26 protein-coding genes are annotated in these 22,282 nt (G+C 65.4%); 11 read left to right on the top strand and 15 right to left on the bottom strand.

Translation table 11 applies throughout. The features are described 5' to 3' along the window. Window position 1 precedes the first annotated feature (1 nt). A complete protein-coding gene (locus tag ADBZ9O_RS26030) occupies window positions 2–697 on the bottom strand; it encodes an SDR family oxidoreductase (RefSeq protein WP_526525975.1) in 696 nt (231 codons plus the stop codon). Between the two features lie 36 nt (window positions 698–733). Here ADBZ9O_RS26030 and ADBZ9O_RS26035 point away from each other — a divergent pair, with 36 nt between their 5' ends. Beyond that, window positions 734–1,066: a hypothetical protein gene (locus ADBZ9O_RS26035; RefSeq protein ID WP_526525976.1), complete on the top strand. Its 333-nt coding sequence runs from the start codon at window positions 734–736 to the stop codon at window positions 1,064–1,066. Here the strand turns inward: ADBZ9O_RS26035 and ADBZ9O_RS26040 are convergent. Beyond that, window positions 1,063–1,617, bottom strand: a complete 555-nt coding sequence (locus ADBZ9O_RS26040) for a nucleotidyltransferase family protein (RefSeq protein ID WP_526525977.1) — start codon at window positions 1,615–1,617, stop codon at window positions 1,063–1,065. The two genes, ADBZ9O_RS26035 and ADBZ9O_RS26040, sit on opposite strands and share 4 nt — an antisense overlap. Window positions 1,618–1,650: 33 nt before the next feature. On the opposite strand from ADBZ9O_RS26040, the gene pbuX reads away from it, so the two are divergent. The 4 genes from pbuX to hpxO all read left to right on the top strand — a co-directional run bounded on the left by pbuX (window position 1,651) and on the right by hpxO (window position 5,607). Beyond that, window positions 1,651–3,570, top strand: coding sequence for a PbuX/PucJ/PucK family nucleobase permease (pbuX, locus tag ADBZ9O_RS26045; protein WP_526525978.1), 1,920 nt, complete (start codon window positions 1,651–1,653; stop codon window positions 3,568–3,570). 72 nt (window positions 3,571–3,642) lie between these two features. Continuing rightward, the gene (gene uraD, locus ADBZ9O_RS26050) at window positions 3,643–4,113 is read left to right on the top strand and encodes a 2-oxo-4-hydroxy-4-carboxy-5-ureidoimidazoline decarboxylase (protein ID WP_526533512.1); all 471 of its coding nucleotides are present in this window, start codon (window positions 3,643–3,645) and stop codon (window positions 4,111–4,113) included. Then, window positions 4,110–4,433: a hydroxyisourate hydrolase gene (gene uraH, locus ADBZ9O_RS26055; RefSeq protein WP_526525980.1), complete on the top strand. Its 324-nt coding sequence runs from the start codon at window positions 4,110–4,112 to the stop codon at window positions 4,431–4,433. The genes uraD and uraH overlap by 4 nt, the downstream gene beginning before the upstream one ends. 7 nt (window positions 4,434–4,440) lie before the next feature. Continuing rightward, window positions 4,441–5,607: an FAD-dependent urate hydroxylase HpxO gene (hpxO, locus tag ADBZ9O_RS26060; RefSeq protein ID WP_526533514.1), complete on the top strand. Its 1,167-nt coding sequence runs from the start codon at window positions 4,441–4,443 to the stop codon at window positions 5,605–5,607. Between the two features lie 40 nt (window positions 5,608–5,647). Here the strand turns inward: hpxO and ADBZ9O_RS26065 are convergent, their stop codons facing one another. The 5 genes from ADBZ9O_RS26065 to ADBZ9O_RS26085 form a co-directional block, all read right to left on the bottom strand. Next, window positions 5,648–6,436: an RNA polymerase sigma factor SigF gene (locus ADBZ9O_RS26065; RefSeq protein ID WP_526525982.1), complete on the bottom strand. Its 789-nt coding sequence runs from the start codon at window positions 6,434–6,436 to the stop codon at window positions 5,648–5,650. After that, complete coding sequence (locus tag ADBZ9O_RS26070; protein ID WP_526525984.1) at window positions 6,433–6,861, bottom strand: ATP-binding protein; 429 nt, start codon at window positions 6,859–6,861, stop codon at window positions 6,433–6,435. Before ADBZ9O_RS26070 ends, ADBZ9O_RS26065 begins: the two co-directional genes overlap by 4 nt. Window positions 6,862–7,344: 483 nt before the next feature. Continuing rightward, window positions 7,345–7,734, bottom strand: a complete 390-nt coding sequence (locus tag ADBZ9O_RS26075; protein WP_526525986.1) for a hypothetical protein — start codon at window positions 7,732–7,734, stop codon at window positions 7,345–7,347. A gap of 94 nt (window positions 7,735–7,828) precedes the next feature. Continuing rightward, complete coding sequence (locus ADBZ9O_RS26080; RefSeq protein ID WP_526525987.1) at window positions 7,829–8,155, bottom strand: ArsR/SmtB family transcription factor; 327 nt, start codon at window positions 8,153–8,155, stop codon at window positions 7,829–7,831. Beyond that, complete coding sequence (locus ADBZ9O_RS26085; protein WP_526525988.1) at window positions 8,152–8,595, bottom strand: SRPBCC family protein; 444 nt, start codon at window positions 8,593–8,595, stop codon at window positions 8,152–8,154. Before ADBZ9O_RS26085 ends, ADBZ9O_RS26080 begins: the two co-directional genes overlap by 4 nt. Window positions 8,596–8,722: 127 nt before the next feature. Here ADBZ9O_RS26085 and ADBZ9O_RS26090 point away from each other — a divergent pair, with 127 nt between their 5' ends. Both ADBZ9O_RS26090 and ADBZ9O_RS26095 read left to right on the top strand, forming a co-directional pair. After that, window positions 8,723–9,556: an FAD binding domain-containing protein gene (locus tag ADBZ9O_RS26090; RefSeq protein WP_526525989.1), complete on the top strand. Its 834-nt coding sequence runs from the start codon at window positions 8,723–8,725 to the stop codon at window positions 9,554–9,556. Then, complete coding sequence (locus ADBZ9O_RS26095; RefSeq protein WP_526525990.1) at window positions 9,553–12,303, top strand: molybdopterin-dependent oxidoreductase; 2,751 nt, start codon at window positions 9,553–9,555, stop codon at window positions 12,301–12,303. Before ADBZ9O_RS26090 ends, ADBZ9O_RS26095 begins: the two co-directional genes overlap by 4 nt. Here the strand turns inward: ADBZ9O_RS26095 and ADBZ9O_RS26100 are convergent. Next, window positions 12,278–12,901 carry a TIGR03085 family metal-binding protein gene (locus ADBZ9O_RS26100; RefSeq protein WP_526525991.1) on the bottom strand — a complete coding sequence of 208 codons (624 nt, stop codon included), beginning with the start codon at window positions 12,899–12,901 and terminating at the stop codon, window positions 12,278–12,280. The two genes, ADBZ9O_RS26095 and ADBZ9O_RS26100, sit on opposite strands and share 26 nt — an antisense overlap. 40 nt (window positions 12,902–12,941) lie before the next feature. Here ADBZ9O_RS26100 and ADBZ9O_RS26105 point away from each other — a divergent pair, with 40 nt between their 5' ends. Beyond that, on the top strand, window positions 12,942–13,490 hold the full coding sequence (locus ADBZ9O_RS26105) for a restriction endonuclease (RefSeq protein WP_526533516.1): 549 nt from the start codon (window positions 12,942–12,944) through the stop codon (window positions 13,488–13,490). A 2-nt stretch (window positions 13,491–13,492) separates the two neighbouring features. Here ADBZ9O_RS26105 and lat read toward each other — a convergent pair whose 3' ends face one another. Beyond that, a complete protein-coding gene (lat, locus tag ADBZ9O_RS26110) occupies window positions 13,493–14,833 on the bottom strand; it encodes an L-lysine 6-transaminase (RefSeq protein ID WP_526525992.1) in 1,341 nt (446 codons plus the stop codon). A gap of 50 nt (window positions 14,834–14,883) precedes the next feature. Continuing rightward, on the bottom strand, window positions 14,884–15,345 hold the full coding sequence (locus tag ADBZ9O_RS26115; RefSeq protein ID WP_526525994.1) for an Lrp/AsnC family transcriptional regulator: 462 nt from the start codon (window positions 15,343–15,345) through the stop codon (window positions 14,884–14,886). A gap of 30 nt (window positions 15,346–15,375) precedes the next feature. On the opposite strand from ADBZ9O_RS26115, the gene hglS reads away from it, so the two are divergent. Genes hglS through ADBZ9O_RS26130 form a run of 3 tightly spaced genes read left to right on the top strand, consistent with a single transcriptional unit; the run spans window position 15,376 to window position 19,027 of the window. Further along, the gene (gene hglS / locus ADBZ9O_RS26120; protein ID WP_526525995.1) at window positions 15,376–16,668 is read left to right on the top strand and encodes a 2-oxoadipate dioxygenase/decarboxylase; all 1,293 of its coding nucleotides are present in this window, start codon (window positions 15,376–15,378) and stop codon (window positions 16,666–16,668) included. Next, window positions 16,665–18,230 carry an L-piperidine-6-carboxylate dehydrogenase gene (amaB, locus tag ADBZ9O_RS26125; protein WP_526525997.1) on the top strand — a complete coding sequence of 522 codons (1,566 nt, stop codon included), beginning with the start codon at window positions 16,665–16,667 and terminating at the stop codon, window positions 18,228–18,230. Before hglS ends, amaB begins: the two co-directional genes overlap by 4 nt. Before the next feature lie 38 nt (window positions 18,231–18,268). Next, window positions 18,269–19,027 (top strand): GTP pyrophosphokinase, encoded by a 759-nt coding sequence (locus ADBZ9O_RS26130; RefSeq protein ID WP_526525998.1) that lies wholly within the window; start codon window positions 18,269–18,271, stop codon window positions 19,025–19,027. Window positions 19,028–19,042: 15 nt separating this feature from the next. Here the strand turns inward: ADBZ9O_RS26130 and ADBZ9O_RS26135 are convergent, their stop codons facing one another. The 5 genes from ADBZ9O_RS26135 to nthA form a co-directional block, all read right to left on the bottom strand. Beyond that, window positions 19,043–20,140: a substrate-binding domain-containing protein gene (locus tag ADBZ9O_RS26135; RefSeq protein ID WP_526526000.1), complete on the bottom strand. Its 1,098-nt coding sequence runs from the start codon at window positions 20,138–20,140 to the stop codon at window positions 19,043–19,045. 78 nt (window positions 20,141–20,218) lie between these two features. Continuing rightward, complete coding sequence (locus ADBZ9O_RS26140; protein WP_526526002.1) at window positions 20,219–20,659, bottom strand: MarR family winged helix-turn-helix transcriptional regulator; 441 nt, start codon at window positions 20,657–20,659, stop codon at window positions 20,219–20,221. 93 nt (window positions 20,660–20,752) lie between these two features. Beyond that, window positions 20,753–21,271, bottom strand: coding sequence for a DUF1097 family protein (locus tag ADBZ9O_RS26145; RefSeq protein WP_526526004.1), 519 nt, complete (start codon window positions 21,269–21,271; stop codon window positions 20,753–20,755). Between the two features lie 29 nt (window positions 21,272–21,300). After that, window positions 21,301–21,681: a nitrile hydratase accessory protein gene (locus tag ADBZ9O_RS26150; protein ID WP_526526005.1), complete on the bottom strand. Its 381-nt coding sequence runs from the start codon at window positions 21,679–21,681 to the stop codon at window positions 21,301–21,303. Next, a complete protein-coding gene (gene nthA, locus ADBZ9O_RS26155; RefSeq protein ID WP_526526007.1) occupies window positions 21,678–22,277 on the bottom strand; it encodes a nitrile hydratase subunit alpha in 600 nt (199 codons plus the stop codon). Before nthA ends, ADBZ9O_RS26150 begins: the two co-directional genes overlap by 4 nt. Between the last annotated feature and the right edge of the window lie 5 nt (window positions 22,278–22,282).

Below are 22,282 nucleotides of genomic sequence, written 5' to 3' on the forward strand. Positions count from 1 at the left end.
CCTAGCCGCCGGTCACCAGGCTGTGGTCGTCGACCGGCGTACCGAAGTAGGTGGCCGACGGGTCGATGACGACGGGTGTGTTCGCGCCTTGGGCGGCGAGCACACCGCGGGCCATCTCGGCGAAGCTGATCTTGGCCGGTCCACCGATGTCGACGATGCGATTCAACGCCGGGCCTTCGGCGACACGGGCCACCTCGGCGGCAACGTCGTCGGCGGCGATCGGTTGGATACGCGCATCGGGCACCCGAACCTCGGAGCCGACGGTCAGCGACGCGGTGATGGCGGCGGCGAATTCCTGGAACTGCGTGGCCCGCACGATCGTGTATGGCAGCCCCGAGTCGATGATCAGCGTCTCCTGGGCGAGCTTGGCACGCATGTAACCACTTTCGGGCAGGCGGTCCACCCCGACGATCGACAGCGCCACGTAGTGCCCCACCCCCGCGGCCCGGGACAGCTCAACCAGATTCGTGGTGGACACGGTGAAGAACCGCAGCACGTCGTCGTCGTCGAACGATGGCGAGTTGGCGACGTCGACCACGACTTCTGCGCCCCCCAGGGCCTTACCGAGACCTTCGGCCGTCAGTACATCCACCCCGGTGCGGCGCGACGCTCCGATGACCTGATGGCCCGCCGCCGTGAGTATTTCGACGACTTTGGTACCGATGAGCCCGCTGGCCCCGATCACAGTGATCTTCATGGGGATGAGTCTAGGAAGACGTGAGACGCTGAGACCATGGATCCTGTCGAGATCAACAACGGCCAGTGGTATCTGCGCGCACTGCGCTACGACGACCGGGTCGATGACCGCCCAGCACTAGCCGACCTCGGCGAGTCCGACCTCGATTACATCGATGACGCCAGCGACGCATGGGCCGATGACACCCGCTACACCTGGGCGGTGTGTGAACCGAGCACCGGAGAGCTGCTCGCCGAGATCACGCTGAACCCGGTGTCGGCCTACATGCACAGCAGGGCACGACCGGGCCACGAAGACGCAGCGGCCATGGCCGAAGACACCGTGCGCCGCTACGCCTCAGAAGTGCTGAATATCCGGGTGCACACCTAGCACTGCGGCACGTCGATATCGGCACCCGTCGCCAGATCGCCACATTCGACGACGACGACGTCGTGGCTGTGCACCGCGAGGAATTGCCGGGCACCCTGGTCACCGTGCAACGAGGCCACCAGCTCCGGCCAGTACGACGCAGCGATCACCACCGGATGACCGGGCCGACCCCCGTAGGACGACCGAACCAACCCGGTCGCGCTGTCATCGGCCGCAGCCAGCACGCGCCGCACCACGTCGGGCCCGATATCGGGGGTGTCCACCAGATGCAGGACCACCCGGCGTGCATCGTGGGCCGCTGCCAAACCAGCCCGCAGTGACGCGCCCATCCCGTCGGCCCACCGTTCAGCGATGACAGCGCGGGCCGGTGCAGGCACGTCGACGACGGCAGCACCCAGCACCACCACCACCTCGTCGCAACCGCCCTCCCGCAGCGCAGCGACCGCAATGTTCAGCCATTCTCCCTGCGCTGCAAGTACTTTCGGCATTCCGTAACGAGTTCCAGCACCGGCGGCCAGCAGGACCCCGACGGTGGCATCCGGCTTCGACATGCGAACATTGTGAACCTGGTCGATTCTTGAGCTGTGTCTACCCCAGCGGACGGCTCGGTCACCGATACCCAGAAGAAGCGCATCCACCCGGTCGACGAGGTGCTTGCGCTACCCAAACTGGCGACCTACGGCTTCCAGCATGTGGTGGCGTTCTACGCCGGCGCGGTCCTGGTACCGATCATCATCGCCAGCGCGATCAAGCTCCCGCAGGCGGACCTCGTCAAGCTGATCACCGCGGACCTGTTCACCTGTGGCATCGCGTCGATCATCCAAGCGGTCGGGTTCTGGAAGGTCGGCGTCCGGTTACCGCTGTTGCAGGGCGTGACGTTCGCGGGGGTCTCCCCCATCATCGCGATCAGCCTGGCCCACGGCGGCGGTGCGTCGAGCCTGCTGTACGTCTACGGCGCGGTGATCGTCGCGGGCATCTTCACCTTCCTGATCGCACCCATCTTCGTGCGACTGCTGCGGTTCTTTCCGCCCGTGGTGACAGGCACGTTGATCACCATCATCGGACTGTGCCTGGTACCGGTCGGCGCCGGCGACGCCGTCACCAATCCGCATACCGGCGAACACGATCCGACCAATATTCGCTGGCTGCTCTACGCGCTGGGCACCATTGCGGTGATCGTCGCGATCCAGCGGCTCTTCCGCGGCTTTATGGCCACCATCGCGGTGCTGCTCGGCTTGGTCATCGGTTGCGCGGTGGCGTTCGCCCTCGGCGATATGAATTTCGACAAGGTCGGGGCGGCAGCGCCGATCGGCTTCACCCAGCCGTTCCTGTTCGGGATGCCCAAATTCGACATCGTCGCCTGCATCACGATGATCATCATTCTGCTGATCACCGCCGTCGAGTCCACCGGAAGCACGATGGCCACCGGCGAGATCGTCGGCAAGCGCATCAAGGCCTCCGATATCGGCAACGTGCTGCGGGCAGACGGTTTGGCCACCGTGATCGGCGGCATCTTCAACTCGTTTCCCTACACGGCGTTTTCGGAAAACGTCGGCCTGGTCCGCCTGACCGGGGTCAAGAGTCGGTGGGTGGTGGCCGCCGCCGGCGTCATCATGATCATCTTGGGCTTCCTCCCCAAGGTGGCCGCCATCGTGTCGTCGATCCCGAACCCCGTGCTCGGCGGCGCTGCGCTGACGCTGTTCGCCACCGTCGCCGTCGTCGGCATCCAGACGCTGGGCAAGGTGGATTTCACCGATCACCGCAACCTGATCATCGTCACCACCAGCCTGGCGCTGGCGCTGTGGGTGACGTCCTATCCGGATGTCGCCAAGGCCCTGCCGCCGGGTGTCGACCTGCTGTTCGGCAGTGGGATCAGCATCGGTGCCATCGCCGCGATCCTGCTCAACGTGGTCTTCTTTCACCTCGGCATCAGTAAGGGTCCGCGGGTGGCCGGCGGCGGCACCATTACCCTTGACGAGGTGAACTCGATGACCGAGGAACGTTTCTCCGAGGTGTTCGGACATGTGGTGCAGGACATTCCGTGGGCGATCGAGCGGGCCTTCCAACAGCGCCCCTACGCCGACGCCCAGGCGCTGCGCGAGGCATTCCAGGACGCGGTACTGACCGGCTCATCGGAACAGCAACTCGCGTTGATCAACACGTTCCCCGATCTGGGCGCCGAAGATGAAACCGGCCACACCCTTGCCGTCGACCACGTCGCGTTGAGCAACCTGGCCGAGGAAGACCACAATGACGTCGTCGAGCTGGCCGGCGCCTACCGGGAGCACTTCGGCTTCCCGCTGGTGATCTGCGCCCGCGAGACCGAGCACTTCGACCGGGTGCTCAAAAACGGTTGGTCCCGGATGGACAACTCGGCTCCCGCCGAGAAGGCGTTCGCCCTGATCGAGATCGCCAAGATCGCCAACTACCGATTCGACGATCTGGTGGCCGATGCCAACCCGATCGCCGCGGCCCGCTTCAGTCGACTCAACGAACTGCAGTAGATGACCAACCCAGGGCTGCACCGAGAGCCGTTGGGCCTCAACGGTTTCAACCGGCTGACCGATCGCCAGCGGATGAACCTGCTGTTCGGCGTGTGCTCGTCGACGATCTGGGCCCGACGGGTGCTCGCCGGTGGTGAGTTCCGCAGTGTGGACGCGCTGCTTGACCGTGCCGACCGGGTACTGGCCGAACTCCCCGACGCCGAAATCGATGCGGCACTGGACGGCCATCCACGCATCGGGGCCAATGTCGACAATGCGTCCTCGGCACGCGAGCAGGCCGCCGTCACCTCTGCCGGCGACGCGGTCAAAGCTGCACTGGCCGTGAAGAATCGCGAGTACGACGATACGTTCGGTTACGTGTATCTGGTGTGCGCCAGCGGCCGCTCGGCCGAGGAGCTGCTCGATATTCTCACCGAGCGTCTGGACAACGATGCCGACACCGAGCGCCGGGTGATGCGTAGCGAGCTGGCCAAGATCAACCGGTTGCGGCTGATGCGATTACTCAGCGAGCCGCCCACCCAGGCACAAGGATCCCCATCATGACCCATGTCAGCACGCACGTCCTCAACGCCGTGACCGGCCAGCCCGCCGTGGCGGTGCCGGTCACCCTGACCGATTCCACGGGCGCGTTGATCACCCAGTCCGTCACCGATCAGGACGGTCGCATCGGGAGCCTCACCGCCGAGGAACTGTCGGGGGTGTACCGCCTCACCTTCGATACGGCGGCATATTTCGTCGCCCAGGGCATCGTCGGCTTCTACCCGGAGATCGTGATCGCCTTCGAGATCTCCGATCCCGCAGGGAAATACCACGTTCCGGTGCTGCTGTCCCCGTATGCGTATTCAACCTATCGAGGAAGCTGAGGGTGCGGTGAAAGCGGTCATCATCGGTGCCGGCATGGGCGGTATGTGCGCAGCCATCGCGCTGCGACAGATCGGTGTCGAGACCGAGGTCTTTGAGCGGGTGACCGAGAACAAGCCGGTCGGTGCCGCGATCTCGGTATGGTCCAACGGCGTCAAATGCCTCAATTACCTTGGGTTGGAGGCGGAGACCGCAGCGATCGGCGGCATCGTCAACAGCATGAGCTACGTCGACGCCCACACCGGCGAGACGATGTGCCGCTTCTCGATGCAGCCGCTGATCGACGAAGTGGGCCAGCGGCCCTATCCCATCGCCCGCGCCGAACTCCAGTCGATGTTGATGGCGGCCTACGGCCTCGACGCGATCAATTTCGGCATGAAGATGGTCGCCGTCGAAGACGGCCCCGACCACGCCACCGCGACGTTCGCCGACGGCTCAACTGCTACCGCCGATGTCATCATCGGCGCCGACGGCGCGAGCTCGATCACCCGTGAGTACATCCTCGGTAAACCCGCCAGCCGCCGGTATGCCGGTTACGTCAACTTCAACGGACTGGTCACGGTCGATGAGGAGATCGGCCCCGCTACCGAGTGGACCACGTATATCGGTGACGGTAAACGGGTTTCGGTGATGCCCGTCGCCGAGGGCAGGTTCTATTTCTTCTTCGACGTCGTCGAAGCCGCGGGAATGCCCTACGAGAAGGGCAGCGCGCGTGAGGTATTGCGCTCGCATTTTCACGACTGGGCGCCCGGCGTGCAGAAGCTGATCGACGCCCTCGACCCGCTGACCACCAACCGGGTCGAGATCCTGGACCTCGACCCGTTCGACACCTGGACCAAGGGCCGCGTCGCGGTGCTCGGCGATGCCGCGCACAACACGACGCCGGATATCGGCCAGGGTGGTTGCTCGGCCATGGAGGATGCCATTGCACTGCAGTGGGCGTTGCGCGACCATCCCGGCGATGCGCGGGCCGCTCTGGCGGCCTACGCCGCGTCGCGCACGGAACGGGCGGGCGATCTGGTGCTCCGCGCGCGCAAGCGCTGTGACGTCACCCATGCCAAGGATCCGCTCATCACGGCCGCGTGGTACGAAGGCCTGCGCAGCGAAGACGGCAGCGGCATCATCGCCGGCATCGTCGGCAACATCATGGGTGGGCCGCTCACTCCAGTGGGTTGACGGCGAGAATCCTTGGCGCGCGCCCGGTATCGAGCCGCACTTACTCCAGCTGGTCGCGCAGGCGGGTCAGCGCCCGGGCCAGCAGTCGCGAGACGTGCATCTGGGACACCCCGATGCGTTCGGCGATCTGGGTCTGGGTCAGCGACTCGAAGAACCTCAACACCACCACCGCGCGCTCGCGGTCGGGCAGCGATTCCAGCAGCGGCCGCAGGGCTTCGCGGTTCTCGATCTGATCCAAAGTGGCATCGACATCGCCGAGGGTGTCGGCGATAGCCGGTGCATCCTCGCTGCCGCTGCCGCCACTGTCGATCGACAGGGTGTTGTAGGAGCTGCCGGCCACCAGGCCCTCGACCACCTCGTCGCGGTCCATGTCCAGCAGTTCGGCGAGTTCTGTCGGGGTGGGGGCCCGCCCGAGCCGTTGGGACAGCTCAGCGGTGGCCGCGCCAAGCTGCAGGTGCAGCTCCTTGAGCCGTCGCGGGACCTTCACCGACCAACTGTTGTCGCGGAAGTGTCTGCGGACCTCCCCCATGATGGTCGGGACCGCGAACGACACGAAATCCGACCCGGCGTCGACGTTGAACCGGATCACCGCGTTGACCAGTCCGACGCGAGCTACCTGAACCAGGTCGTCATGCGGTTCACCACGGCCATCGAAACGGCGGGCGATATGGTCAGCCAGCGGCAGGCACCGTTCGACGATGCTGTCGCGCTGACGCTGAAATTCCGCGGAACCTTCCTTCAGAGCCGCCAGCTCCCGGAAACGATCAGGAACGTCGGCGTACTCAGAAGTCGATCGTGAGGACGATCCGCGGGACGCGGGTGGTGTCACCTGGCGGGGCTCACTCGTCTCGTCGTCATCGAGATCCCGAACACCGGATTGAGATCAGCACCGTCGCGGAAGGTCCGGACATCATCGGTCAGGGAAGTCAGGACGTGCCAGCTGAAACTGCCTGGCGTCAAGATGTCCTCGGCGGTCGAGGTCGTCGACACATCGATGACCACCTCGCTGGCACTGGGATCGATCACCAGGACCAGGGTGGAGTCAGGCGAGGCCGACCGGATGAGCCGGGTGCACGCTTCATCGACGGCCAGTCGAAGGTCGGCGACAGCGTCCAGATTGAGATCTTCGAACGTACCGACCGCAGCGATCAGTGTGCGGACGACAGCAAGATTCTCCAGTTGTGCAGAGACCCTGACTTCGACCGCCCGCGGGCTGCGAACGTGAGGTTGGTCGCTGTTGTGAGCGTCGGACATGTGCCTGCCTCCCGGCGATATCGAACCGAGGTTACCCCAGCTGTCAGGCCTGCTAACCAAGGCGGTGCCCTCCATCTACATAGTGTCGGGTGTCGGCTCGACCGGCTCCGGGTGACGGACCGGCCAGACCGATCGCCCCTCCCCGCCGACCTCGTCCGATACTGCCATCATTCGATGGCAGTAAATACCGGTCACTCACGGCCCTGTAATGGCCTGCGGCGCTGCGCTGTGAAGTCATGATGCGGATTGCCATACCCAGATCACGACCAAGGCAAAACCGTCCGGTACGACTTCGGCGCACATCACTGCGTTCTCCAATGCCTTTGCGGCGCAAGGCCGCTACCCACTACAGGCCCGGTCGACGTTCCGACCGGGCCTGTAGTGGCGCGCGCTGCGCGAGGTGCAGCCGCGGCGGTGGGATAGAGCGCCACCGCCGCGGGACTCGATTCACGTGTGGAGGGGATTGGCTACTGGTAGCGAGGGTTAACTCAGCGCCGGCCCGGCGAGGGTGGGAAATCCGGTGGTCAGTGCCAGCAACATCAGCGTCATGAGGAACCAGCCGGCGCCCTGCCAGCCCCACCAGGTGCGCTCTTCGCGCCAGGTCTGGTAGGTACGGACAAACGCCCAGACTGCACTGCCGAGCAAAATAGCGGGCGCGCCAAGGCCAAGAAGAGTGCGCTGCGGCACCCCGCAAGCGACGGTGTCGACGTCGGCGGTACCGCAGGTGCTGACCCAGAGGGCAGCGATAACAAGGAATGCGATGCCGGCAACCGAAGCCAATGCGGCGAACCGGATGGCGGCGCGGACGTCGTCATCCTCACGACCCAGACGGTCGTCACGGGAGCGCCGTGATGAACTGCGCGTGGTTGCCATGGTCCTCGCCTTCATGAGGACCCCAGTATTCCCGGTCGGCGGCGACGGCAAACACGGAAACGCCAGATCGACCTGACGACGCGCGCGGGTGCGGTCAATCCATGTCCTCGGCGATGCGTTTGATCGCCGCCAGGCGTCGATCCCACAGTCGACCGATGGCTTCCAACTCACCAGCGAGCGCGCTGAGCCGGCCGCCGAGCGCACGGTAGCGGATCTCCCGACCGACGCGCACAGACTCGACCAGACCGGCGCCGGCGAGCACAGTGAGATGTTTGGCGATGGCTTGGCGGCTGACCGGCAGCAGCCCGGCCAGTGCGCTCGCCGACAGATCCTGGGCACCGAGTTCGGTGAGGATGCTCCACCGTGTTTCATCGGCGAGGATGCCGAACACCGCGGGCACACCCACCCCCGACGACGTCAAGAGAGCGCCGCCTCCTTCGCTTCCACGAACGCGACCAGCTCCCCCAGTTCGGCCCGCCAGCCCGTGGTGTTCCCGTCGTGGGCACCTTGCGGGTCGGGCAGGGCTTCGAAACCGGTCTCGAAGACCGTGAGCCGAGTGCCCTGTGGGATCTCTTCGAGATCGAAGCGCACCAGCGTGGAGTTGCCCGGCTCGGGGTCAACGTCGAACTCCCGGGCCCAGCGATACACCAACGTGGTGGGCTCCTCGACGTGTTCGACGAGGATGCGGAAGGCGCCACCGTGATCAGCCCAGCCGAACTCGCCCCTGGCCCCCGGTTCTGCGACGAATTCGGCTGTATCGCCGAACCATTGCGCGATCAGCGCCGGGTCGGTAATCGCTGCCCACACCTTTTTCGCCGGGGCGTGGATGTCGATGGTCCTGGTGATGTCCAACGTGGTCATGATGGCCTCCTCGATGACGTGTCCGATATGCAACCACAGCATTGCACATGCCCATCGGCGAGTGCAACCCCCAGATTGCACTTTCGGTCACGGTGCGGCACCGCCCCAGGTTGACTAGCGTTGCCATGTGGACCTCAACACCGTCGAGGTGATCGACGTGCCGACGTGCCGCGATGACGTCTGGCCACTGGGCCCCGATGCCGCGGTGCTGGCCGGTGGCACCTGGCTCTTCTCTGAGCCGCAGATTCACCTGCGCAGGTTGGTCGATGTCACCGCGCTGGGATGGCCACCGATCACAGTGCGCGAGAACGGTATTGAGCTGGCCGCCACCTGCACCATCGAGCAGGTGTCCACACTTTCGGGCGAGTTGCCGGGGCTGCAACCGGATTGGTCGGCCTCGCCGCTGCTGCATCAATGCTGTACGGCTCTGCTCGCGTCGTTCAAGGTGTGGCGCACCGCCACCGTCGGCGGCAATATCTGCCTGTCCTTTCCCGCCGGAGCAATGATCTCGTTGGCCGCCGCCCTGGACGGAACGGTGACCGTCTGGCGCGCCGACGGTTCTGAGTACACCGTGCCGGTGACCGAATTCGTCACCGGCTCCGCCACCAACATCCTCACCACCGGCGACGTGCTTCGGTCGGTGCATTTGCCCGCCGCCGCGCTGCGCGCCAGCACAGCGTTTCGCAAGCTGGCACCGTCGCCGCTGGGGCGCTCCAGCATCATCGTCATCGGTCGCCGCGACACTCCTGCCGACGGCGGGCGCTTCGTCCTGTCGATCACCGCTGCCACCGTGCGCCCGTTTACGTTCGAATTCGCCACTGTCCCGGACGCCGCGGCACTTCAGGCCGCCCACGCGACCATTCCCGATGACGCATGGACCATCGACGCCCATGGTGATCCGGACTGGCGCGCAGCGGTCTCCCTGGTGCTCGCCGAACAGATCCGCGCGGAGCTGCGATGACGATCCGCGTGAACGGTGCCGAGCGGCCGAACCACCCGCGCAGCGGTCAGTGTCTGAGAACCTATCTGCGCGATCACGGTCACTTCGAGGTCAAGAAAGGTTGTGACGCAGGCGATTGCGGCGCGTGCTCGGTCCTGGTCGACGGTGCACCTGTGCACTCCTGCATCTTCCCCGCCTACCGCGCCGATGGGCACGACGTGACCACAGTGGCCGGGCTCGGCACACCGGCCGATCTGCATCCGGTCCAGCGACAGTTCCTGGAAGCGGGCGGATTTCAGTGCGGTTTCTGTACCGCGGGCATGGTGACGACCGCGTCGACGTTCACGCCCGAACAGCTCGCCGACCTGCCCCGCAATCTGAAAGGCAACCTCTGCCGGTGCACGGGATACCGCGCCATCACCGACGCACTCGACGGTAAGGGAAACACCGAAAAGCCCGCGCAGTCAGCCGATGTCGGACGATCGATCAGCGCGCCGGCAGGCCTGGGCGTGGTCACCGGAACCGAGCAGTACACGATGGACTTCTGGCCCGACGGGACACCATCGAGCCTGCTACACCTGGCGGTACTACCCAGCCCCTTGCCGGCCGCACGGATTCTTTCCATCGATACCACGGCAGCGGAGGCGATTCCGGGTGTTCGGCTGGTGCTCACCCACCGGGATAGTCCCGTGGTGGCTTTCTCGACTGCCCGCCACGACAACCGGCTCGACGATCCCGATGACACCCTTGTGCTCGACGACACGGTGCGCTTCGTCGGCCAGCGGGTGGCCGCTGTCGTCGCCGATGACCTCGCTACCGCCGAAAAAGCTTGTCGCGCAATCATCGTCGAGTACGATCCGATGCCTGCGGTATACGACCCCGAGCTTGCGCGGCAGCCGGGCGCACCGTTGGTGCACAACGGTAAGGACACGGCCTCGCGCATCGCTGACGTATCACGCAATACCGTCGCCGACTTGCACGGCGGCGTAGGCGATATCGAGGCCGGTATCGCCGCGGCCCACTCCGCGGGCGGGGCGGTGGTCACCGGTCGCTGGCAGACCCAGCGCGTGCAGCACGCCCATCTGGAAACACACGGCTGTACCGGCTGGCGAGACGATGCCACCGGCAGGCTGGTGATCCGCACCAGCTCGCAGGTGCCGTTCCTGATTCGCGACGAGTTGGCGCACATCTTCGGCTTGGCCCGCGACGACGTGCAGGTGTTCACCAAACGGGTCGGAGGGGGTTTCGGCGCCAAACAAGAAATGCTCACCGAGGACCTGGTTGCGTTGGCAGTATTGCGACTTGGCCGTCCGGTGCGTTATGAGTTCACCCGCTCGGACCAATTCACGCTCGCTCCGTGCCGGCACCCATTTCGCGTCGATATCACCATGGCCGCCGACGCCGACGGGATACTCACCGCGTTGGGTGTCGATGTGTTGACCGACGCTGGTGCCTACGGAAACCACAGTCCCGGTGTGATGTTCCACGGCTGTGGCGAATCCATCGCGGTCTACCGATGCCCCAACAAGCGCGTCGATGCCCAGGCGGTGTACACCAACAACCTGCCGTCGGGTGCGTTCCGCGGGTACGGCCTCGGCCAGATCATCTGGGCCGTGGAATCGGCGATCGACGAACTCGCAGAACAGTTGGGGATCAATCCCTTCGACATGCGTCGGCGCAACGTGGTGGTGCCCGGCGACGATTTCGTCGACTCCCATGTTCTGCGAGATGATTTGACGTTCGGCAGCTACGGGCTCGATCAGTGTCTTGACTTGACCGAAGCAGCTTTGGGCAGCTGGGCGGGAGGCAACCCCGCCGTCACACCGCCGGAGGGTCCGCAGTGGCGTATCGGCACCGGTGTCGCCCTGTCGATGATCGCCACCATCCCACCCCGCGGCCATTTCGCGGACGCGACGATCACGCTTTCCGGTGACGGGGAGTACGTGCTGTCCGTGGGTACCGCCGAGTTCGGCAACGGCACCTCCACGGTGCACACCCAGATCGCCGCGACCGAACTGCACACCACCGCGGATCGAATCATGTTGCGCCAGTCCGATACCGATGGCGGTGGGTACGATACCGGGGCCTTCGGTTCGGCTGGGACGGTGGTGGCTGGGATGGCTGTGCAGAACGCGTGCCGCGACCTGCGCTCCTTACTCACCGATACCGCTGCCGCGCTGACGCATACGCCGCACCATCGCTGCGAGCTCGGGCCTCACGGTGTGCAATGCGGTGACCGATTCGTCGATTTCGGCGATCTCTGCGCCGAGGGCCCCTTGACGGGTACCGGCCACCACGACGGCACGCCGCGATCGGTGGCATTCAACGTGCAAGGCTTTCGTGTCGCGGTCGATATCGAAACGGGTGTGGTGGTGATCCTGCAGTCGGTGCAGGCAGCTGACGCGGGGGTGGTGATCAACCCACAACAATGCCGAGGTCAGGTGGAAGGTGGTGTCGCACAAGCGATCGGATCATCCCTGTATGAGGAGATCCTGACCGGCCCTGATGGCGAAGTCCTCACCAAGGAACTGCGTAACTACCACATTCCACAGCTGGCGGATCTGCCGGTGACCGAGGTGTACTTCGCCGATACCTATGACGAACTCGGTCCGATGGGCGCGAAGTCGATGAGCGAGTCGCCCTACAACCCCGTCGCGCCCGCACTGGCCAACGCCATCAAGGATGCGACCGGCCTGCGGCTGCGTCAGCTGCCGATGTCGCCGGCCCGGGTATGGCGTGGGGTCACAGACCCCGCTTTGCGGCCTTGACCGCAGAGATCACCTCCGGATCGCCGCTGAAATCGGCGTGCACGGCGTTGCGACCGAAGGTGAACAGCAGCAGCTCCGCAGGATCGGCGGTGACCACCACCTCCGGCCCCTTACCCGTGGTCAGCACGGAATGGCCGTCGGGTGTCTGCAGTGTCAACCGCGCGGGCACCTTCGTCAGTCCGATGCGGCCGAGCATCGGCAGCGGTCGGCTCACCGCGGTCAAGGTGTCCTGGTCGAGCTCACGAGGCGTCCAGTCCGGCTGCGCCCGACGCACGTCCTCGTGGTGGACGAACATCTCGGTCGCATTCACCAGCGGATCAAGCAGTTTGAACGGCGAGTACAGCGGTGGGCCCGCAGCGATCTGATCCACCAGCACGTCCCAGGGCGTGCTCGCCGCGATCCGGTCCTGCACCTTCGCGGTGTAACCGGCCAGCGGTTTGAAGGCGATACCCGCCGTGGCGTCAAGGCGGCGCTCCCGCAGGACGAGGTGGGCGGCCAGATCCTTGGCCGTCCACCCTTCGCAGAGGGTGGGGGCATCGGGGCCGACGGTACGTAGGGTCGCGACGAGGGCGGCACGTTCACGCGCAGAGACGCTCATGACCTCACGATAGGCCCTCATGTCGGCGGTGGGATTTACGATCGGCGCCGTGCAGGTGAAAGTGTGCGTGCTGATCGGGTTGGCGGCCGGAATCGGCGCCTTCGCTTCAGGGGTCAGTCCGTGGTGGAGTCTGGCCACCGGAGCAGGGGTGGCCGCGGCCGTTCTGGGCGCGCCACATTTCCTGCGCGGTGCGCTCACCGGAGCCCGCACACCAGGAGCGCGGGAACGCCCCGCTGAGGCGATGTCGGGAACGCAATTCGAAGACTATGTCGCGCAGGTGGCCCGCACCTGCGGCGTCCCGGTGATCATGACTCCCCTGTCCGGCGACTGGGGGGTCGACCTGATCGTCGGCGACCGCCCCGATCGGCTGGCCATCCAATGCAAACGCCTCGGGCGCCCGGTCGGGCCCGGCGCCGTGCAGGAGGTGGTCGCCGGCGCCCCGATGCAGGGCTGCACCAGGACCATGGTGGTGACCAATCAGGGCTTCACCCCGGCCGCCCGCAAACTCGCCGAGCTGCACGGTTGCGCGCTGGTCGGCGGGACCGAACTGCCGCAGCTGCGCTCAGCCATCCGGACGGCGCTGCGCTGAATCTATGAAATCGCTTCGCGCACTGCGCCGATGGCGATATCCAGCTCATCCTGCGACACCGTCAGCGCCGGACGGAATCGGACGCTGGTCTCGCCGCTGGCCAGCATCACCACGCCGTTGTCCCAGAGCCGCGCGATCAAGGCGTCGCGCTCAGCGGCCGTCGGCAGGCTGAACGCACACATCAGTCCCCGACCCCGGACGTCGAGCACCGTCGCCGGGAATTCCCCGGCGAGCTCATCCAGACGTGCCATCAGATAGCGACCATGGTCCACTGCGCGCTCGAAAAGCCTTTCGGCTTCGATGGTTTCGAGGATGCGTCGCGCCCGGACCATATCGACGAGGTTGCCGCCCCAGGTGGAGTTGATTCGCGAGCTGACGTTGAAGACGTTGTCGGCAATCTCGTCGACCCGGCCGCCGGCCATCACACCGCACACCTGGGTCTTCTTGCCGAATGCCACCACATCGGGCCGCACACCCAGCTGCTGGAAGGCCCACGGAGTTCCGGTCAGACCGCATCCGGTCTGCACCTCGTCAAAGATCAGCAACGCGTCGAACTCGTCGCACATCGCGCGCATCGCGGCGAAGAACTGCGGCCGGAAATGCCGGTCGCCGCCTTCCCCCTGGATGGGTTCGGCCAGGAAACACGCGATGTCGTGTGGCGCCGCCTCAAAGGCCGCCCTGGCCTGGCGCAGCGATTCGGCTTCAAGGTCAGCAGTATTCGCACCGGGCCGGACATAGGGTGCGTCGATCCGCGGCCAGTCGAACTTCGGGAAGCGGGCCACCTTGTTCGGGTCGGTATTCGTCAGTGACAGCGTGTACCCACTGCGGCCATGGAAGGCACCGCGCAGGTGCAGCACCTTGGTGCCAAGGGCCGGGTCGATCCCACGGGCCTCGTTGTGGCGGCTCTTCCAGTCGAATGCGACCTTGAGGGCGTTCTCGACAGCCAGCGCCCCGCCGTCGACGAAGAACAGGTGCGGCAGGGCCGGGTCGCCAAGGACACGCGCAAAAGTGTCGACGAACCGGGCCATCGGCACGGTGTAGATATCGGAGTTGCTCGGCTTGTTCACCGCGGCTTCGGCGAGTTCCGCCCGGAAACCGTCGTCATCGGCCAGTGCGGGATGGTTCATCCCCAAGGCCGACGAGGCGAAAAACGTGAACATGTCCAGGTAGCGCCTGCCGTCGCGCGCGTCGACGAGGTAGGAGCCGCGCGACCGCTCGAGGTCGAGAACGAGGTCCATCCCGTCGGCGAGGATGTTGCGGCCCAGCACGTCGTGCACCTGTGCGGGTGCGATGTCGCGGCGGGCGGTGGACGCAGACTCCTGCGTCGTGAGAACGGCAGTCATGATCGCCACCATAACGTATTTTTTACGGTCGTGTCGCGTTCAAACAGGAACTATTCCGGTATGAAGTCGCGTCCTGCGTAAAAAGTCTGTAAGATGATGGTGCTTCGCGTCCGCACATTCGCCGCAGTCCTGATCTGTTGCAGCAGCTCTTCTAGTGCCCGTCCGGACTCGACACGCACCAACAGCACGTAGCTTTCCTCGCCGGCCACCGAGTGACATGCCTCGATGGCCGTTATGTGTTCCAGGCGGGCGGGCGCATCATCGGGTTGAGAGGGATCGAGAGGGGTGATGGCGACGAACGCCGACAGCAGGTGGCCGACGGCTTCTGGGTTGACGCGCGCGGTGTACCCGGTGACCACTCCCCTGGTCTCCAACCTGCGCACCCGCGACTGCACCGCCGAGACCGAGAGGCCCGCGGTGCTGGCCAGGTGCGCCAAGGTGGCACGGCCGTCGGCGACCAGCTCACGCACCAGGATCCGATCGATATCGTCGAGGTGCTCAGGATCGCCCATGGCCGGAGACTATCCCAGCTGGAGGACACGGTGAGCCCGCCGTTGGCGTTGGAGACCTGGCAGCTGCGGGCGCGGTTCGCCGCGGCGCTGTCGGCGATGTACGGCGCGGAGGTGCCCGCCTACACCACGCTGGTCAACGTCAGCGGGGACGTGAACCGCGATTTTGTCGCCCGGCATCACGACGCCGAGCGCCTCGGTTCCCTAGAGCGCGTCACCGCCGAGCGCCACGGTGCCATCCGGGTCGGCACACCCGCCGAACTGCGCGATGTGGCCGATTTGTTCGCCGCGTTCGGCATGTTCCCGGTCGGGTTCTACGACCTGCGTGACGCCGGATCGCCGGTTCCCGTGGTGTCCACCGCTTTTCGTCCCACTGACGCAGGTGAACTGGCCCGCAACCCGTTCCGGGTGTTCACCTCGATGCTGGCCACCGCCGACCCGCGATTTTTCGACAGCGATCTGCGCCCACGGGTTGAACGTGCCCTTTCCGCCCGCACACTGTTCGATCCGGCACTGATCGCGCAGGCACGCACCATCGCCGCGGCGGGGCACTGCCCGGCTGCGGACGCCGACGATTTCGTCACCCGAGCGGTCGACGCCTTCGCACTGTCCCGTGAGCCGATCGACCGCGCCTGGTACGACGAGTTGTCCGCAGTCTCGGCGGTCGCCGCCGATATCGCCGGGGTGGCCAGGACCCATATCAACCATCTGACCCCGCGGGTGCTCGACATCGACGATCTGTACGCCAGGATGGCGGCGCGCGGCATTGCGATGATCGACGCCATCCAGGGTCCGCCACGCTGGGCCGGGCCTGATGTGTTGTTGCGCCAGACGTCATTTCGGGCGTTGGCCGAGCCACGACAGTTCCGCGATACGCACGGTACGGTCACCGAGGGCACTCTGCGGGTGCGCTTCGGCGAGGTCGAGGCGCGTGGGGTGGCCCTGACCCCGGCAGGTCGAGAGCGCTACTCCGCCGCGCTTGCGGATATTTCAGCTCTTGCGCACCTGGCCGGCGCATCCGATCCCGCCGCGGTGTGGGCCCGGTACTTCCCGGATACCGACGCCGAGCTGGCTCGCCAGGGGCTGGCCTATTACTATCGCGGCGACCCGACGAAACCCGTTGTCTACGAGGACTTTCTGCCAGCGTCGGCAGCGGGCATCTTCCGCTCCAACCTTGACACCGACGCTTCAATCCTGGCGGCCCCGGACGCCGACGATTCCGGTTACAGCAGCGACTGGATGGCCGGCGCCATCGACCGTGACCTTCTCGACCCTTATGCCCTCTACGGGGCACTCGCACAGCAGACGCAGGAGATATCAGTATGAGTACGCCCACCGATGTGAGCTCCCGGACAGCACTACCGACCGCCGATGATCTGCGGGCTCGCGCCAAGGCCGCATTGGCCGCGATCGGCGTGCACCACACACTCGGCGCGCCCGGCGCGCACGGGGTGCTGGCCAGCACCCCACTGACCGGTGACGTGCTCTTCACCGTGCCTGCGAGCAGCCCCGATGACACCGAGGCAGCGATCACCGCAGCGGCACAGGCGTATTCGACCTGGCGCACCACGCCGGCGCCGGTGCGCGGCGCGCTGGTCGCCCGACTCGGCGAGCTGCTCGTCGAACACAAGGCCGACCTCGCGACACTGGTGACCATCGAGGCCGGCAAGATCACCTCCGAAGCCCTCGGCGAGGTGCAGGAAATGATCGACGTCTGCCAGTTCGCGGTCGGCCTGTCCCGACAGCTGTACGGGCGCACCATCGCCTCCGAGCGCCCAGGCCACCGGTTGATGGAGACCTGGCATCCGATCGGCGTCGTCGGGGTCATCACCGCCTTCAACTTTCCCGTCGCGGTATGGGCGTGGAATACCGCCATCGCGCTGGTCTGCGGCGACACCGTCGTCTGGAAGCCTTCTGAACTGACGCCACTGACCGCCCTGGCCTGCCAGGCGCTGATGGTGCGGGCGGCCACCGATGTTGGTGCGCCGGTGGATGTGACCCGCCTGGTACAGGGTGGCCGCGATGTCGGCGAGCTGCTGGTCGATGATCCGCGGGTCGCCCTGCTCAGTGCCACCGGATCAGTGCGCATGGGCCGCCAGATCGCGCCGCGGGTGGCGGAACGTTTCGGCAAGGCGCTGCTGGAATTGGGCGGCAACAACGCTGCCATCGTCGCGCCATCGGCCGATCTCGACCTGGCCGTGCGCGGTATCGTCTTCGCCGCGGCGGGCACCGCGGGACAGCGCTGTACGACGTTGCGACGGGTGATCGCCCACTCCTCGGTGGTGGACACGCTGGTCGAACGGATCGCGGGCGCGTACGCCAGCCTGCCCATCGGTGACCCGTCTGCCGATGGCACCCTGATCGGCCCGCTGATCCACGAGACCTCCTACCGCGATATGGTCGGCGCTCTGGAACAGGCCCGCGCTGACGGCGGCAAGGTGATCGGCGGGGACCGCCAGGACGTCGGTGGTTCCTCCGGTGAGGGCGCGTATTACGTTGCGCCCGCAGTTGTTCGGATGCCCGCGCAGACCGCGATCGTGCATTCTGAGACATTCGCGCCGATCCTCTACGTGTTGACCTACGACGATCTTGATGAGGCGATCGCCCTGAACAACGCGGTACCGCAGGGTCTTTCGTCGGCGATCTTCACCACCGACATTCGCGAGGCCGAGCGCTTCATGGCCGCTGACGGGTCGGACTGTGGCATCGCCAATGTCAACATCGGCACCTCGGGCGCCGAGATCGGCGGCGCATTCGGCGGGGAGAAGCAGACCGGCGGCGGGCGCGAATCAGGCTCGGATTCCTGGAAGGCCTATATGCGCCGCGCGACCAACACAGTCAACTACTCCTCGGAGTTACCGCTGGCCCAGGGCGTGCAGTTCGGGTAAGCCCCGTCCCCGCTGCGAGCTCAGGCATGCTGGTAGGTATGGACGACGTGCGAGAACGTGAACCCGGGACTTTTCTCGACCTCGATGAGATCAGCTCCTTGCGCGATGAGTTCTCCCGTTTCATGTTCTCGTACAAGTTCGGCATGGAAGAAGTCGCCACCAAGGTCGGGATTCTTCAGCAGGAGTTTCAGCACCTGCAGAAGTACAACCCGATCGAGCATGTGACCAGCCGGCTCAAGGCACCGGAGAGCGTGCTCGACAAGATCGCGCGCAAGAATTGTGAGCCTCGGTTCGAGACAATCCGCGAGACGATCACCGATATCGCAGGCGTTCGCGTCACGTGTTCTTTCACCTCTGATGTCTACCGGGTGTTCGAGGCGCTCACCCGGCAAGACGATATCACCGTCCTGGCTGTCAAAGACTATGTGCGCCAACCTAAACCGAATGGCTACCGCAGCCTGCACGTGATTGTCGAAGTGCCGGTCTTCCTCTCCAATGGTGTGGTCGACGTTCCCGTGGAGGTGCAACTGCGCACCGTTGCGATGGATTTCTGGGCCAGCCTCGAGCACAAGATCTTCTACAAGTTCAGCGGCGAGGTCCCACTCGACATCTCCCGCAGCCTCGAAGAAGCTGCCGCGACGGCGGCTCGCCTCGACGATGAGATGGAGCGCCTGCATCGGGACGTCCACGGTGACTTACCGCCGGTTCCGGTCGAAGTGGCCCGGGGTGCGATTCCGATGCCCGATGACGTGGTGGCCCGGCTCGTGCGCCAACGGGGACTGTTCTCGGGCCTTTAGTGTTTGTGGTGCGCGTCAGGCGGCGGAGATCCGGGCCCGGATCTCGAAATCGAGATGATTCGCTTCTGCGACATAGATGTCCTGGCTGAGCTGGTTACCACGCATGCTGACTTCGCCGCGGGGACTCTGATAGGTCAGCCGGTTCGCCGCCGCCGTCAAGTCGGCTACGTCCAACGACCCGGCGCGGCAAGCTAATTCGATCAGCAGGGTGATGGCTTCATAACATGACTCACCAATGCTGTTCAGGGCGGGCGCGGCCGGTCCGAAGCGGGCGTAGTAGTGCGCCGCAAAGTCCATGCTGGAGGTGGTATTGAGCGCCTCGAAGTAGCCGGCGGCGGCGAACAGTCCGTCGTTGCTTTCACTGCCGCTGGCCAACAGCATGTTTTCTTCGACATGCGGACTCAGCCGGCGCACCGCGCCGGCCAGCCCGGTGGCGGCGAACTGACGGTTGAAGGCCACCCCGTCACCGCCGACGAGCAGCAGTAATACGCCGGTCGCCGACGTGGACTCAACCTGTGCGATGGCGTCGCTGAAGTCCTCGGTTCCCAGTGGCAGGTAGATCTCACTGATGAGTGGGTTGCCCCGGCCCCTGGCGTGATGGCGTGCCGCCGCGCCGGTCTGTCGGGGCCAGACATAGTCGTTGCCGATCAAGATCCACCGGTCGATCCCGTATTCGGAGTTCATCCAGTCCATCGCAGGCAGCAGCTGACGCGACGGCGTCTCGCCGGTGAGGAACAGTCCCGGGGTCCGTTCGCCGCCCTCATACAGCGGCCCGTACACGTAGGGGATCCGATTGCTGGTCACCCGGGCGATGGCCTGTCGCACGGGTGAGATGTGCCAGCCGGTCACCGCATCGATCATTCCGCCGTCGATCAACCGGGCGATATCGGCGGCCACCACCATCGGTGCGCGGCTGCCGTCGATCGGGATCAGCCGGACCGGGCGACCTAGCAGTCCCGATGTCGCGTTGAGGTCGGTGATGGCCAACTGCGCGCACGCCTCGCAGGACGGACCGTAGATACCCGCCGAACCACTGCGCGGAATGACCAGGGCCACATCGACCGTGGTTCGGTTCGCTGACCGCCCATCACGTCGCATCGCTCCAGCTTTCACGCATCAATGGTGTCCCCGGCGAGTTACTGCGATATTGCGCGACTGTTCGCGTTTTGAAAATATTTCAACTGGTGGTGATCACGGTGTCACGTCCCCGAGCCGGGAGAGGGTGCGGATCAACTGGGTTGCGGTGTCCTCCCCCAGCTCCTCGAACAGGGTGGCCTTGAGCAGCACCTCCTGCTTGCTCAGCTTGCGCACCTTGGTCTTGCCGCGGGCCGAGAGATAGATCAGGACTCGTCGACGATCCGTCGCGTCGACGCGTCTGAGCACGAACCCACCGTCCACCAGTTTGTCGACGATGCGGGTGAGCGTGGGAGGCGGGATGGCCATCGCCCCAGAGATCTCGCTCATCGTGTAGCCGTCATCGCGGCGGAGCGCACCGAGCACCCGCCATCCTTCGAGGGTGTTCACATCGGCGTCGAGCAGACCGGCACACAGCGCGTCGGTCCACCAGCGCCCCGCGCGGAAGAACACCTCGGATACACCGGCAACGGATTCCAGACCTGTCGAGGAAGTCACCCTGCTCCTGAGGTAATCGCTTTCAATGCGAACTATTGCGGATTTCACCTTATCTGAACCGCTTTGCTGCCGCAGCGGGTAGCCGTGCCGTTCTCAGGCAGGCGCTGTCGCACCGGAACCGAGCCTGCCGAATCCGCGAGACAGCAGCGCGGCACCCCATTCCGACGCGACCCCGAAACCTGCCCCGACCAGCGCCGTGACGGCGGCGATCAGCGCCGGGTGCGACAGACTGCCGGTGGTGATCGGAAAGCCGGTTGCAGCAATGGTTCCGACCGTCATGGCGAAGCCGAAGACGATCGCCGGGGCCGCCGAGATCCACGACAGCCGTGAGACTTGCACCATGGCGAAGCTGCCCACACCGACCGCGATCGACACCAGCAGAGCGCTGGTGGTGGACTGCACCGACAACAGGGTGGCGGTGGCGATCAGGATGCCGGTCCAGTTGCAGGCAACCGATTTCAGCAGTCCGGTCCAGCCTGTGCCGACGAAGAAGAACGACGCCCACGCCAAAAACAGCACCCACACGGGCAGCGGCCAGACCGTGGCCGTCAACAGCGTGGAGAGCATCCCGAATACCCCGACGCTGATCGAGAGCGCGGTGACTTTACTCATGAAGATCTTTCTGGTTCAGGGCCGACGGCCTAGTGATGGTGATCGTGATCGTGGTCGTGGTCGTCACCTGAGTGCGAAAGTCGAAGTACCTCGGCATCCGTACGCTGTTGCAGCGCAACCGAATCGAAGAACTCCTTCTCACTGGCCAGGCGGCAGAACGCCTCGCCGAACTGCCGGTAGTAGACCGCCGGATCGCAGGTGTCGTCGATGCCGGAGTCCTCGATCGCGGCGATCAGGTGGGTCTTGAACTCGTCCCACTCGAACGCACCGGCCTGGCACAGGTGCAGAACCAGCCCGAACAGGCGGCCCTGCCAGGGTGCGTCGAAGACCAGTTCGCCGTTGGAGCGCGGTAGCGCGCTGAGCCCACCCGGGTCGTCGAACTCGTCGAGTTCGATTGTGGGAGCGGTCATGATGACGCTCCCGCTGCGGATACCAGCGCGGTGCCGACCATGGAGTCGCGGCTGATCAGCGGAACCAGTTCCTCGGCGCTCAGGCCTTCGGTTCCGCTGGGCCGCTGTGGGATCACCAGGTAGCGGATCTCGGCGCTGCTATCCCAGACATCGATCGCCACATCGTCAGGCAGCGTGACCCCGAACTCCGCGAGCACGCTGCGCGGCTCTTTGACGACCCTGGCGCGGTACTGCGGATACTTGAACCACGCCGGCGGAATGCCGAGCAGGGTCCACGGGTAGCACGAGCACAGCGTGCACACCACCACGTTGTGCTTCTCCGCGGTGTTCTCCACGGCGATCATGTGTTCGGTCTGCAGTCCGGTGAAGCCCATATCGGCAATGGCCGCGGTGGCATCGGAGAGCAGCCAGTCGCGATACTCCGGCTCAGTCCAGGCGCGGGCCACCACCTTGGCGCCGTTCACCGGGCCCATATCGTTTTCGAACGACGCGACAACGGCGTCGACCGCCTCGTGTTCGGCGAGACCTTTCTCGACCATCAACGATTCCAGCGCGTTCACTCGCGCCTCGACGTCGGTCAGTGAAAGCCAATCCATTTCCG

The organism is Mycobacterium sp. (assembly GCF_965229105.1).
Taxonomy (GTDB): Bacteria; Actinomycetota; Actinomycetes; order Mycobacteriales; family Mycobacteriaceae; genus Mycobacterium.